The sequence below is a fragment of the Maribacter aurantiacus genome, assembly GCF_005780245.1.
GTDB classification, from domain to species: Bacteria; Bacteroidota; Bacteroidia; order Flavobacteriales; family Flavobacteriaceae; genus Maribacter; species Maribacter flavus.
Window position 1 is genome coordinate 511,527 of sequence record NZ_VBUK01000001.1, and the last position, 12,764, is coordinate 524,290.

At 41.9% G+C, this 12,764-nt stretch carries 13 protein-coding genes; 8 read left to right on the forward strand and 5 right to left on the reverse strand.

The window, feature by feature from the left end; all coding sequences use genetic code 11:
• Window positions 1–2: 2 nt before the first annotated feature.
• The 4 genes from FEK29_RS02175 to FEK29_RS02190 form a co-directional block, all read right to left on the reverse strand.
• Window positions 3–992, reverse strand: a complete 990-nt coding sequence (locus FEK29_RS02175) for an aspartate-semialdehyde dehydrogenase (RefSeq protein WP_138256754.1) — start codon at window positions 990–992, stop codon at window positions 3–5.
• A gap of 285 nt (window positions 993–1,277) precedes the next feature.
• Window positions 1,278–1,685 carry a large conductance mechanosensitive channel protein MscL gene (mscL, locus tag FEK29_RS02180; protein WP_125221951.1) on the reverse strand — a complete coding sequence of 136 codons (408 nt, stop codon included), beginning with the start codon at window positions 1,683–1,685 and terminating at the stop codon, window positions 1,278–1,280.
• A 78-nt stretch (window positions 1,686–1,763) separates the two neighbouring features.
• A complete protein-coding gene (gene alr, locus FEK29_RS02185; RefSeq protein WP_138256755.1) occupies window positions 1,764–2,870 on the reverse strand; it encodes an alanine racemase in 1,107 nt (368 codons plus the stop codon).
• Complete coding sequence (locus tag FEK29_RS02190) at window positions 2,863–3,507, reverse strand: thymidine kinase (protein WP_138256756.1); 645 nt, start codon at window positions 3,505–3,507, stop codon at window positions 2,863–2,865. Before FEK29_RS02190 ends, alr begins: the two co-directional genes overlap by 8 nt.
• A 106-nt stretch (window positions 3,508–3,613) precedes the next feature.
• Between FEK29_RS02190 and FEK29_RS02195 the strand changes: the two genes are divergently transcribed.
• The 4 genes from FEK29_RS02195 (at window position 3,614) to FEK29_RS02210 (ending at window position 8,161) form a co-directional block, all read left to right on the forward strand.
• Complete coding sequence (locus tag FEK29_RS02195; protein ID WP_138256757.1) at window positions 3,614–4,297, forward strand: hypothetical protein; 684 nt, start codon at window positions 3,614–3,616, stop codon at window positions 4,295–4,297.
• Between the two features lie 63 nt (window positions 4,298–4,360).
• Complete coding sequence (gene rsmI, locus FEK29_RS02200) at window positions 4,361–5,041, forward strand: 16S rRNA (cytidine(1402)-2'-O)-methyltransferase (protein WP_138256758.1); 681 nt, start codon at window positions 4,361–4,363, stop codon at window positions 5,039–5,041.
• A 60-nt stretch (window positions 5,042–5,101) separates the two neighbouring features.
• The gene (locus FEK29_RS02205; RefSeq protein ID WP_161595301.1) at window positions 5,102–7,000 is read left to right on the forward strand and encodes an AAA family ATPase; all 1,899 of its coding nucleotides are present in this window, start codon (window positions 5,102–5,104) and stop codon (window positions 6,998–7,000) included.
• 33 nt (window positions 7,001–7,033) lie between these two features.
• Complete coding sequence (locus tag FEK29_RS02210; protein WP_138256760.1) at window positions 7,034–8,161, forward strand: DUF819 family protein; 1,128 nt, start codon at window positions 7,034–7,036, stop codon at window positions 8,159–8,161.
• A gap of 95 nt (window positions 8,162–8,256) precedes the next feature.
• Here the strand turns inward: FEK29_RS02210 and FEK29_RS02215 are convergent, their stop codons facing one another.
• A complete protein-coding gene (locus tag FEK29_RS02215; protein WP_138256761.1) occupies window positions 8,257–8,859 on the reverse strand; it encodes a carboxymuconolactone decarboxylase family protein in 603 nt (200 codons plus the stop codon).
• A 58-nt stretch (window positions 8,860–8,917) separates the two neighbouring features.
• Here FEK29_RS02215 and FEK29_RS02220 point away from each other — a divergent pair, with 58 nt between their 5' ends.
• From FEK29_RS02220 to FEK29_RS02235, 4 genes are read left to right on the forward strand one after another with little or no spacing between them, the layout of a single operon-like run.
• Window positions 8,918–9,346 (forward strand): OsmC family protein, encoded by a 429-nt coding sequence (locus tag FEK29_RS02220; protein ID WP_138256762.1) that lies wholly within the window; start codon window positions 8,918–8,920, stop codon window positions 9,344–9,346.
• A 41-nt stretch (window positions 9,347–9,387) separates the two neighbouring features.
• The gene (locus FEK29_RS02225) at window positions 9,388–9,759 is read left to right on the forward strand and encodes a four helix bundle protein (protein ID WP_138256763.1); all 372 of its coding nucleotides are present in this window, start codon (window positions 9,388–9,390) and stop codon (window positions 9,757–9,759) included.
• A 35-nt stretch (window positions 9,760–9,794) separates the two neighbouring features.
• Window positions 9,795–11,483: a single-stranded-DNA-specific exonuclease RecJ gene (recJ, locus tag FEK29_RS02230; protein WP_138256764.1), complete on the forward strand. Its 1,689-nt coding sequence runs from the start codon at window positions 9,795–9,797 to the stop codon at window positions 11,481–11,483.
• A gap of 7 nt (window positions 11,484–11,490) precedes the next feature.
• On the forward strand, window positions 11,491–12,759 hold the full coding sequence (locus FEK29_RS02235) for an MFS transporter (protein WP_138256765.1): 1,269 nt from the start codon (window positions 11,491–11,493) through the stop codon (window positions 12,757–12,759).
• Window positions 12,760–12,764: the final 5 nt, after the last annotated feature.

Genomic DNA, 12,764 nt, shown 5'->3' on the forward strand with positions numbered 1-12,764 from the left:
GTTTAAACCAAACCTTTCTCCACCAAATATTCCGCAATTTGGACCGCATTCGTGGCCGCACCCTTTCTAAGGTTGTCCGCAACGATCCACATGTTTAAAGTGTTGGGATTTGTTTCGTCCCTACGGATCCTACCCACGAAAACTTCGTCCTTATTATGCGCGTAGATGGGCATGGGGTAGGTGTTGGTGTCCGGGTTGTCCTGGACCGTAACGCCTGGCGTGTCGTTTAGGATTTGTCTGACTTCGTTCAAATCGAAATCATTGTGGAACTCCACATTGACGGATTCTGAATGTCCTCCGGAAGTTGGAATACGTACGGCGGTCGCAGTAACCGAAAAGGTTCTGTCATCCAATATTTTCTGGGGCTCTCGGGCCAACTTCATTTCCTCTTTCGTATACCCGTTTTCTAGGAATACATCACAATGGGGAAGGGCATTTCTACCAATGGGATACGGGTAGGCCATTTCGCCGCTTACCCCTGCGATTTCATTCTCCAATTGTTGAACGGCCTTCACCCCCGTACCTGAAACCGATTGGTACGTGGATACAATGACCCGTCTCATTTTATATTTTTTGTGAAGCGGTGCAAGTGCCATGACCAATTGTATGGTAGAGCAGTTTGGGTTGGCAATTATTTTGTCATTGCTAGTTAAAACATTGGCATTGATTTCCGGAACCACTAATTTTTTATCCGGGTCCATACGCCAAGCGGATGAGTTGTCAACAACGGTCGTTCCAGCTTCCGCGAATTTTGGTGCCCATTCCAATGAGGTATCCCCACCTGCGGAGAAAATGGCGATGTGCGGCTTGGCCGCCACGGCATCAGCCAATCCAATAATGGAGTATTCCTCACCTTTATAGGGCATTTTTTTGCCTACAGATCGTTCCGAGGCGACCAACAAAAGTTCACTAATGGGAAAATTGCGTTCGGCCAATACCTTCAACATCACCTCACCTACCATGCCCGTGGCGCCAACTACAGCTACCTTCATAATTCTTTAGTTTAAAATTCTCGCGCAAAAATAGGTATTACCCTAACTTGGACAAGGGAATTCGGAATTAATAATTAAAATATAACAAAAAGTTTCAAAAATAACATTTTGTGCAAAACCTATAATCCAGCCTTGTAAAGTCCTAAATTGATTGTCTCCCTAGCTTTTAGAGTGTTTTTAAATCTGACTATCGGATAAAAAAATACCGCCAAACTGCTAGCGAAGCAATGTTGACGGTTTTTAAAGTTAGACTGCGGTGCAGCGGTTTATCCTGTAAAGGGATAATTACTTTTTCAAGGCGTCCCTAATTTCCATAAGCAACTCCTCGGCTGTTGGGCCTTTTGGTGCTTCCGGAGCAGGCTCCTCTTTCTTTTTGGTCTTGTTGTAGGCCTTAACGATCATAAACAGTACAAAGCCTACGGTAATCAAGTTGATGATGGCGTTGACCCATTTTCCGTACATAATGGCATTTTCTGGTTTTGTAACCTCTCCATCGGCACCTACAACAGCTTCGTCCAATACGATTTTCATGTCGGCAAAGTCCAGACCACCGGCAAAGTGTCCTACGATCGGCATCATTATATCTGAAACAAACCCGTTGACAACAAGACCAACGGCCCCGGCAAGTATAACCGCAACTGCCAGGTCAATGACATTTCCGGTCATAATAAAATTCTTAAATTCTTTTAGCATGATTTAGTGTTTTATTGGTTTATAAGGATGCAATGTAAGAAAAAATAATTCTTAATAAAATGTGAAATAAATCAAATTTTAACTGGAATATATTCTTCTTACCCGTTGTGAAATCCCTGTAATCAACTCATAGGAAATGGTGTTCGCGGTTTTTGCCACTTCATGGGCGGATAGCTCAGGGCCATATAGAATCACCTCATCCCCTTCCTTACTGGGGATATCCGTAATATCGATCATAATCATATCCATACAGACGTTTCCAATAATTGGCGCCATTTTACCGTTGACCAACACAAAGGTTTTGCCCTTGCCATATTGTCTTCCAATACCATCTGCATGGCCAATGGGCAAGGTAGCCGAAACACGGGAAGACCTTGAAACATAAGCCCTGTTATAGCCTACGGTATCGCTTGGACTCAAATGGTGTATTTGTGATATGATGGTTTTTAGCGTGGCGATGGGTTTTAGTTCCGCGTCATATCTGGCTTCATTTCCATAACCGTACAAGCCTATTCCGCTTCGTACCATATCGTATTGTGCTTCCTGATAATTCAGGATTCCAGAAGTGTTGAGAATATGCCTTATGGGTTGAATTTTTAACCGATTGGTTACTTCAACACTAATTTTTTCAAATTTGGCAATCTGCTTTCTGGTGAACGCTTCTTCCTTTGGGTCTTCGGTGGCGGCTAAATGGGAAAATAGGGAAACAATTTTCAAAGTATCCTTATTTTCCAATAGCTCCAAAAGGGATTCAACGTCCTTTTCCGCAAATCCCAATCGGTTCAATCCGGTATTGAACTTGATATGTACCGGATATCGGTTGATTTCTTTCCGATTCAATAACGCAGTGAATTGGTTCAGGATCCCAAAGGAATACATACTGGGTTCCAACTGGAACTCGATGAGGATTTCTAAATTAACGGGTTGGGGATGGAGTACCAAAATGGGTTTCGTAATCCCAGCTTTACGCAGGGCAACGCCTTCTTTTACATAGGCCACGGCAAAATAGTCGGTTCCCAGTTCCTGTAGTTTCAAGGCAATTTGGTCCGCATCGCTACCATAGGCAAAGGCCTTGACGACCGAAAGAAATTTGGTGCCCGGATTTAATTTGGACCGAAGAAAACGATAATTATGTTCCAGGGACTTCAAGTCTATTTCCAGAACGGTCTCCAGGGCCTTAGGCATTTGGTTTTCTATTGGGATTTTCGATTTCCACAGAATCTACCTTCATATGCTTCACTTTTTCCTTTAACATGGCCTTGTAAAAGGCACCACGGCTTAGGGGTTCATATTCGTTCGTTTCACCTAACAGGACAAGCTTGTCGTTGTTGGATTTTCGAAAACTGTAATTGGCCAAATTCCCGGTTCTCGTACAGATGGCATGTACTTTGGTCACATATTCTGCCGTGGCCATAAGCGCCGGCATTGGTCCAAATGGGTTGCCCTTGAAGTCCATGTCCAACCCAGCAACGATTACCCGAACCCCTTTATTTGCAAGCTCGTTGCAAACGGTAACGATTTCATCATCAAAAAACTGTGCCTCGTCTATGCCAATAACATCGCAAGTGTCGGCCAAAATACGAATGTTCGCGGCTGCCGGTACAGGAGTGGAGCGTATTTCATTGGCATCATGGGAAACCACCATATCGTCATCGTATCGGGTATCCACCATGGGCTTAAAAATCTCCACTTTGAGTTTGGCGAACTGTGCCCGTTTTAGCCTGCGTATCAATTCCTCGGTCTTGCCCGAAAACATGGACCCGGCAATGACTTCTATCCAGCCGAATTGTTCCTGGTGATTAACGGTATTTTCGAGAAACATTTTGTATTTTTAAACGAAAATAAGGGGTTTTTCCGTTCTATTTATAGAATCTTAAAGTTATTAAAAAAAGGTGCGGCTTTCGCGCGGAATAAACTAATTTGTAGTTATGAAGGAAAAATTAAGGGCAGATTTGATTAAAATGTCCACAGACATCATTACTTCCAGGGAGATAAATGATATTACGGACTTGTACGAAGCTGCCAAGAAACTTTACGAGAAGATTGCGGTACTTAAGTTTATAGAAGAGGAACTGAACGACATTCAGGTGGACGTTTCCAAAAACGTCATTGCCGAAAAGTTCGAAAAAATGGCGAATGCCGTAATGCGCGCCAATACCTCCGTTCCTGAAAGCAATCCACATGAGGAGGATATCATGACACCGGGTATGGAAACGATAAAGGATATGGTTTCAGAAATGCCCAATACTGAAAATTTGGAAGAAGTCTTGACGGAGTTCATGTCCAAACCGGATTTGATGAAGAACGACAAGGAGTTGTTCATGCCCCCGCCAACTTCCAAAAAACAGGAGACCCCTAAATCCTTGAACGAGCGATTGGCAACAAGGGAACTTCAAGTAGATCTTAACAACAAGCTCGGTTTTATAAAACATCTTTTTAACGGCAGTGCAGAGGATTACAACAGGGTATTGTCTCAATTGACTACGATAGACAGTCATGAGCGTTCCGTATCCTTCATTAAGAATATGGTAAAACCGGATTATGATAATTGGGAAGGAAAGGAAGAGTATGAGATACGGTTTATGGAACTCATAGAACGTAGATTTTTATAAAGCGACGGTATTTTTATAGCAATAAGGCCCAGCACTTGGTGTTGGGTCTTTACTTTTGTAACCATGGGAAAACTATATATTGTGCCTACGCCCATTGGCAATTTGGAGGATATCACCTTAAGGGCCATTCGGGTCTTAAAGGAGGCCGATTTGATTTTGGCCGAAGATACCCGTACCAGCGGAAAGCTTTTACAACATTTGGAGGTATCTACGCCCATGCAGAGTCACCACATGCACAATGAGCACAAAACCGTATCCGGACTTGTGGAGCGCATCCAGGCAGGTAGTACAATTGCCTTGATTTCAGATGCGGGGACGCCAGCCATTTCCGATCCTGGGTTTTTATTGACCCGCGCCTGTGTGGAAGCGGGTGTGGAAGTGGAATGCCTGCCTGGGGCCACGGCCTTTGTGCCCGCATTGGTCAACAGTGGCCTGCCCAATGATAAATTTGTTTTTGAAGGTTTTTTGCCCGTGAAAAAAGGAAGACAAACCCGACTGACTCTTTTGTCCGAAGAAACCAGAACGATGATTTTTTACGAATCCCCGCACAAACTGCTTAAGACCTTGACCAATTTTGTGGAATATTTTGGTGCGGATAGGCCCGTTTCCGTTTCTAGGGAACTTACCAAAATGTACGAGGAAACCGTCCGTGGCACCGCCGAGGAAGTACTAAAGCACTATACCGAAAAGCCTCCAAAAGGAGAAATAGTGATTGTGGTTGGGGGTAAAAAATCAAAAGACTAACTTTCAAAAGTTCTCCCTACTCAATTAATAATCATTATGTACATTAAATTTAACTCCACATTGGCAGCTATAAATTCCGAGTTTGCTCCCAATAATAGGGAATGTGTTTATTATTTCAAAGAGAATCAACTTCTAGATGAAAACCCAAAGAATTTCGGAAAGCTTTCTACAATAAACCTATTCATTGGGACCAATAATTCGGGGAAAAGCCGTTTTTTAAGAGGGCTGCTGAAAATCGAAAGTAGTTTTATTAAAATATCATCTAAAGAAAGTCACGTACATTTAGAAAGTATCGCAGATAATATTGTTGAATTTTATAATAGCAAAAGAAAGCGCTTATTTAATTTAGATAATCAATTATGCAGAGAGGTTGATAGCATTTTTCAAGGCTTGCAACTAAGTAAAGACCCTTATCGGGACTTTACTAACAATTACGGAAACAAAGGCGAATTATTTAAAGAAGCGAAAAGGACTAAATTAAATATTTCAAAAGAATTAGAAGGTAAAAACTTAGAAAACCTTAATCCTTTTTTTCAAGGATTAGTTTTGAAATTAGAATTTTTGGAACTGGTATGTTCGTTTAGTGATGAACTAGATTTCGTAATAAAAAAATATGGTTCACACAGGGTCTATCTTCCAATAATGAGAAGCATCAAAAGGAGTGCTAATATTGAACCATCAATATTTCGGTTAGCGGTATCCAAGCTTTATGGAGTTAAGGAAGATTTGATATTTAGCGGTCTCGACTTATATAACAAAGTTTTAAGAATTCGAAATAACGTAAAGGAGGAACGCAGGGGATTTGAAAAGTTTGAAAAATTCTTATCAAAATATTTTTTCCATGGAGATGATGTAGAAATTATATCGAGCCTAGATAAGGAGGAGCATTTAATTTTTTACGTAGGAGATGATGAAAAGAAAATACATGATATTGGTGATGGTATCCAGTCTATAATCTTATTAATGTTCCCAATATTCACGGCACAAGAAAACACATGGGTTTTTATTGATGAGCCAGAGACGCATTTACATCCAGGATTGCAAAAAGTATTTTTGGAAACCTTACTTTATGATGAATATTTACTTTCTAAAAATTTGATTTACTTTTTCACAACACACTCAAATCACTTTTTAGATTTGACTATTAACTCTGACAATATTTCTATTTTCCAGTTCGAAAAAGAAAATAAGGAAAAATTTAAAATAAAAAATAATGTAAAACCCGATAGGGAAGTCCTTGACCTCTTAGGTGTAAGCAACTCGTCAGTTTTTCTGGCTAATACTTCTTTATGGGTTGAGGGCCCTACTGATCGAAAGTATCTTTCATTTTTTTTAAAAAAATATTGTGAAGGAAGAAAAAAACAATATTTAAAAGAAGATATTGACTTCGCTTTTTTTGAATATGGAGGGAATTTAATAGCACATTATTTGTTTGACAAAGCAGAATTTGAAGCTGATGAAACTGAAATAAGAAGTAAAATAAACTCTTTCGCACTATCCAATAAGATATTCTTATTAGCAGATGAGGACAATTCTAAGGGAAATACTAAAAAAGGACAAAGAAGAATTGCTCTAGAAAACCTATCAGAAAAATCAAATAACTTTTTATATCAGAATACGGAACTAAGAGAAATAGAGAATCTTCTTCCAAAAAAAGTAATTAAAGAATTTATGAAAGAAATTGCTAGCGGCTCAAAATTGGAGAGTATTGATTTTAGGAAATCTGATTATGACAAACTAGGTTTAGGCAGTTTTTATGAAAATTTATTCAAAGCAAATGGTATTGAAAAAAAGAATCAAAAAGCATTTCTAGCTGATTCTGGAACGCTAAAAAATGACTATAAAATTAAGCTATGTGAATTCACAATTAATAGCAATTTGAGCTATGAAGATTTAACGCTAAATAATCCAATATTGGACAAATTAATTACGGACTTATATAATTTTATTTTGAAATAAAATAAGTTGGATTTAATAGCTTAAATTGAACCCATGTGGGCACCATGGGTCATTTCCGGATTTACGGTAATCGCTGTCTATTATTTGGACCGATGGGAAAATAGGCACATTAAGTCACTGTTCGATTGGATTCCTGCCATTTTGCTTGCTTACATTATCCCTGCCATTATTTCGTATGCCTTTAACGTAGACTATTCCCAAGCCGAAATCCATAATTTCAGTCGGGATTATTTTATTCCCTTGGCCATCATAGCTGTTATGAGCAGTTTGTCCTTGGGTCAGTTGAAGTCCATAGGCTATAAGCCGATACTTGTTTTTGTGGCCGGCTCTTTTTTTATAGCGGTTTTCCCGATAGTCCTTATGCTACTTTTTTCAGAGTCCGAGTTGATTTCAAAGACCTTGGTAACGGAAAACTATTGGATGGGCATTCCGCCCATTGTGGGCAGTTGGATCGGGGGAAGTACGAGTCAGCTCGTATTAAAGGAGTTGGTGGAATGCCCGGAGAATATCTTTTTGACGGTTTTGGTGATGGACAATATTTTGGTGAATGTCTGGACGATTTTGATGTTCCAGACCATCAAAAAGAGCGAAATATTAAATAAGTGGTTTCGGGTATCGGATGTTGCCATTCCTGAGGATATCCGTTTGGAAAAGGGAAGCAAATGGAACCCATGGTTATGTGCCTTGGTGCTACTTATCATAGTGGTTGTAAGCAATTACCTTATTGACAGCTTCATTGTAAAAGTGGTGCTACTTTCGTTTTTGGGGTTGGCTTTGAGTAACTTTTTGTCGAAATGGAACTTTGGATTCGCCCTAAAGTCAGGGGGTATTTTAATTATCGTGGTGATGGCGGTTTTGGGATTAAAATTACAGATTGCCACACTAGGTTTTAACCTTCCTTTTTTCGGATTCTTATGTGTTTGGCTTTTGGGCCATTTTATTTTTATGGTCTTGGTCGCCAAAGCATTGAACGTGAATATGGCTTGGGTACCTATTGCCAGTATGGCTAATGTGGGCGGTATTGCCACGGCTCCGGCGGTTACTGCGGCTTACAATCTCAAGTGGATGCCCCATGCCATTGTCTTGGCCATCTTGAGTATGGCCACGGGTACCTTTTGGGGGATGTTGACGATTTGGTTATTTAGGAGTTTTGTGGTGTAAATGAGCAGGTTTCAAAAACAAATTACTTCTCGACTGCGCTCGAAGTGACAGAAAAATCACTTTTTTACCAACAACCATGAACCATCAACTTTTAACTAATACAGAGAGCCATCATGCTTCCCTTTCTCCCAACCGTGTTTTCCCAAGTATTGGTCGGCACTTTGTACCGCTCCATCCTCAATGGAGGTTCCCATGGAGTCGTTCCAGCGGTTGAGGTAGCCAAACAGGGAAATCACTCCCAACATTTCCACAATTTCACCTTCGTTCCAGTATTTATAAAGTCGTTCTTTTATTTCGGCATCCACGGCGTTGGGTACTTGGGAGGCTTGCAGTGAAAAATCCAGAGCGGCCCGTTCCGCATCGGAGAAGGCAGGGTGGGTTCTGTATTCCCATATATTTTTCAATTGTTCATGTTCCGCCCCATATCGCTCTGCTGCTCGAATGGCATGTGCCTGACAGTAGCGACAGCCCGTGGCATTACTACTGACCCAGGCAATCATCCTCTTAAGTGCGGAAGTGACCCTACCTTCATTCGCCATCACCGCTTTATTTAGGTTTATGAAGGCTTTTGAAATGGCAGGACGGTGCTGCATGGTCAAAACGGAATTAGGGCAAAAGCCCAAAGTCTCGTTGAAGAATTCGGCCAATTTTTTTGTTTCGGGGTCGTGGCTGGGGTCCAAAGGATTTACAAGTGCCATAGGCTATTTTTTGGAGGTTAATTATGGTATTTTTGTAGTCCACAAGAAACAAAAAATTATGGGTACAACAAATCACATTACCACCAAATGGTTGGGAAACATGGCCTTTGAGAGCAATAATCCATCGGGGCAAACGATACGCATAGATATCGCCAAGGAAGACGGTGGCGATGGGAGTGGGGTAAGACCCAAAGCGTTGATGCTATCCGGATTGGCAGGATGTTCGGGCTTGGATGTTGCCGCGCTTATCAAAAAAATGAAACTGGAAGTAACCGATTTTCATATCGAAACCATCGCCAACCTTACGGACGAACATCCCAAATACTATGACAAGGTCATTATTGAATACCATTTTCACGGCCCTAACCTTGATGAAAAAAAGCTACAACGCGCCGTAGATCTATCGGTAGAGAAATATTGCGGGGTAATGGAGATGTTTAGAAGGTTTGCCGAGTTGGATATTAAAACTATATTTCACAATAGTTAAATTCAAATTCAAGCGTCAAGTTCAAGTTCAAAGGAATAGCGATGAATCCCGAGAGGAAATTTGATTTAGAAGAAAGACTTGTAAATTTTGCAGCGGATATCGTTTTCTTCTGCAGAGATATGCCCTCAGATATGACAGGTCATTATTATGGTAACCAACTGTTGAGATCTGGTGGTAGTTCTGCATTGAATTTTGGCGAAGCACAGGGCGCAAACTCAGATAAAGATTATATCAACAAGGTCTCGATTACTCTAAAAGAATTAAAAGAATCCAGGGTAAATTTAAAAATCTTGGACCGGGTGAACTATGGGGACAGCTCTATGCGAAATAAATTGTTGAACGAAGTAGAACAACTTGTAAGAATTATTGCTACTATTATCAAGAACAAAAAACAAGGACAAGATACCCTTTGAACTTGATATTTGAGTTTGAACTTGAGCTTTAGAAAATGCGCTGGACGATAAAACCTAGACCGGAACAAGTTAAGATTGAGCGATTGGCCAATGCCTTGGGTGTGGAAAAAATAGTGGCCCATTTATTGCTTCAGCGGGGTATTTCAACTTTTGAGGAGGCTAAAAAATTCTTTCGGCCACAATTGGAGGAATTGCACAATCCTTTTTTGATGAAGGACATGGATTTGGCGGTAGCCCGGATAGAAAAGGCCATAGCCGAAAATGAAAATATCCTGGTTTATGGCGATTACGATGTAGATGGAACCACGGCCGTAGCCCTAGTATCTTCCTATTTACTTTCGTATTACCCCAATGTGGCCACCTATATTCCCGATAGATACGATGAGGGTTACGGGGTTTCCTATAAGGGCATCGACTTTGCCAAGGACAATGGGTTTAGCCTCATCATCGCCTTGGATTGTGGTATCAAGGCTATTGAGAAGGTTGAATATGCTTCCAAAAAAAGAATCGATTTTATCATTTGCGACCACCACCGTCCGGATTCTGTTTTGCCCGCTGCCGTTGCCGTCTTGGACCCCAAACGGGAGGATTGCAACTATCCCTATGATGAACTCTGCGGTTGTGGTGTGGGGTTTAAGCTGGTTCAGGCTTTAGGTTCTCTACGAGGTGAAACTATAGATGATTTGTTGTACTACCTTGATTTAGTGGCCACTGCCATTGGGGCCGATATTGTTCCGATAACCGGAGAGAATCGAATCTTGGCATTTTTTGGCCTACAGGTTATCAACCAGAATCCTAGGGCCGGGTTCAGGGCCATCATACAACAACTTAAAAAATCGACCCTGACCATCACCGATGTTGTGTTTATCATCGCGCCCCGCATCAATGCCGCCGGTAGAATGGAACACGGCCAACATGCCGTAAACCTACTCACCGAAACGGATATTTCCAAAGCTATGAGGTTTGCATCGGAAATAGAGAAATATAATTCCGATAGAAAAGGATTGGACCAGGAAATTACCCAGGAAGCCCTTCTTCAGATTCAGGACAACAAGGAGGAGGACCGATTCACATCGGTGGTATTTCAAGAGCACTGGCATAAGGGTGTTATTGGTATCGTGGCCTCCAGATTGACGGAAACCTATTATAGACCAACGCTTGTCTTTACCAAAAGTGGGGATAAATTGGCGGCTTCCGCCCGATCCGTTAAAGGTTTCGATGTGTATAATGCCTTGGAACGTTGTTCGGATTGTATCGAGCAATTCGGTGGCCATAAATATGCCGCCGGACTCACCTTATTGGAGGAACAGTATCAGGCATTCAAGGAGCAGTTTGAAAAGGTGGTCAAGGAAACCATAGATCCTGCCCTCTTAACTCCTGAAATCCTGGTCGACTGCATAATCGAACTTAAGGACATTACCCCAAAATTATTACGGATTATCCGCCAATTCGCACCTTTTGGACCGGGTAATATGGCTCCGGTTTTTATGGCCCAAAATCTAGTGGATACGGGCTATGCCAGAACCGTAGGGCAGGAAGATGCCCATTTAAAGGTATCAGTTACCCAGGAGGATAGCCACAGGATTGACGGCATTGGGTTCAATCTTGGGAATAAACTTGGCAGGGTTACCAGTAGGAATCCCTTTGATGCCGTATTCTCCATCGATGAAAATGAGTGGCAGGGAAACATCAGTCTTCAGCTAAAAATCAGGGATATAAAATAGCGAATGCATGACCAAAAAGATTGATCCGTACGCGGCCCTGCGATTTAGGGAATTCAATATTTTTTTATTGGTGCGCTTTGCCATGGTCTTTGCTTGGTCCATGCAGTTCATCGTAATCGAATGGCAAGTGTATACCTTAACAAAGGACCCATTGTCCTTGGGAATCATTGGTTTGATGGAGGTCATCCCGGCCGTGGGGATGGCCCTTTTTGCGGGACATATCGTGGACCAGAAAGAAAAACGGAACCTTTTGGTGAGATGTATTTTGGGCTTTTCGGTGATTAGTTTCGGTCTATTTTTGTTGAGTTGGCCCGGTTTGGAAGACACTTGGGAAACAAAGACCATTTTGTATGGAATCTACGCCCTTGTTTTTTTGGGAGGTCTGGTACGGGCTTTTTTGGGACCTACGATTTTTTCCTTGATTGCGCTTATCGTGCCGAAGAAAATTTATCCGAATGCGGCCACATGGAGCAGCTCAACCTGGCAATTGGCTTCGGTTTTAGGTCCTGCATTGGCAGGATTTTCCATTAGTTTTATTGGGGTACATTGGTCCATGTGCGTCATTTTTGGATTTTCGGTATTGGCATTGATTACCTTGTTCCAAATACCACGAAAACCAATCATGAACCCCAAAATTGGGGAACCGGTCTTTCAAAGCTTAAAGGAGGGTTTAAAGTTTGTATTCAATACCAAGGCCATTTTGGGCGCCCTCACCTTGGATATGATCGCGGTACTCTTTGGAGGGGCCGTTGCCCTTTTACCTGTTTTTGCCCAGGATATTTTACACGTAGGTTCTGAAGGTTTTGGGATTCTAAGGGCCGCCCCAGCCGTAGGTGCATCCATTACCATGTTGGGATCTACCCGCTTCCCGTTGCATAAAAACGCGGGAAAAAAACTGCTTTGGGCCGTTTTTGGGTTTGGGGTCTGTATCATCGTTTTTGGCATGTCCACGTATTTTTGGCTATCGGTCATTGCACTATTTGTGAGCGGTGCCGTTGATGGAGTTTCCATGATCATTCGCCAGACCATCCTTCAATTAAAGACACCGGACAATATGCGGGGTAGGGTTGCATCGGTAAACTCCATGTTCGTCGGCTCTTCCAACGAATTGGGCGCTTTTGAAAGTGGGGTTACCGCCAAACTTATGGGAACGGTTACGGCCGTTATTTTTGGCGGAAGTATGACTATTCTAACCGTTGGGCTAACAGCGCTGGCATGGCCATCCTTTAGAAGATTGGACCTTTCCAAGGATATCGAGGACCATGAAAAGGAATGAAGTTG

Coding starts and splice junctions, on each gene's coding strand:
- alr (WP_138256755.1), bottom strand. CDS start 2,870: ATGCCTAAGGCCCTGGAGACCGTTCTGGAAATAGACTTGAAGTCCCTG.
- FEK29_RS02225 (WP_138256763.1), top strand. CDS start 9,388: ATGAATCCCGAGAGGAAATTTGATTTAGAAGAAAGACTTGTAAATTTT.
- mscL (WP_125221951.1), bottom strand. CDS start 1,685: ATGCTAAAAGAATTTAAGAATTTTATTATGACCGGAAATGTCATTGAC.
- rsmI (WP_138256758.1), top strand. CDS start 4,361: ATGGGAAAACTATATATTGTGCCTACGCCCATTGGCAATTTGGAGGAT.
- FEK29_RS02210 (WP_138256760.1), top strand. CDS start 7,034: ATGTGGGCACCATGGGTCATTTCCGGATTTACGGTAATCGCTGTCTAT.
- FEK29_RS02190 (WP_138256756.1), bottom strand. CDS start 3,507: ATGTTTCTCGAAAATACCGTTAATCACCAGGAACAATTCGGCTGGATA.
- FEK29_RS02195 (WP_138256757.1), top strand. CDS start 3,614: ATGAAGGAAAAATTAAGGGCAGATTTGATTAAAATGTCCACAGACATC.
- FEK29_RS02175 (WP_138256754.1), bottom strand. CDS start 992: ATGAAGGTAGCTGTAGTTGGCGCCACGGGCATGGTAGGTGAGGTGATG.
- FEK29_RS02220 (WP_138256762.1), top strand. CDS start 8,918: ATGGGTACAACAAATCACATTACCACCAAATGGTTGGGAAACATGGCC.
- recJ (WP_138256764.1), top strand. CDS start 9,795: ATGCGCTGGACGATAAAACCTAGACCGGAACAAGTTAAGATTGAGCGA.
- FEK29_RS02235 (WP_138256765.1), top strand. CDS start 11,491: ATGACCAAAAAGATTGATCCGTACGCGGCCCTGCGATTTAGGGAATTC.
- FEK29_RS02215 (WP_138256761.1), bottom strand. CDS start 8,859: ATGGCACTTGTAAATCCTTTGGACCCCAGCCACGACCCCGAAACAAAA.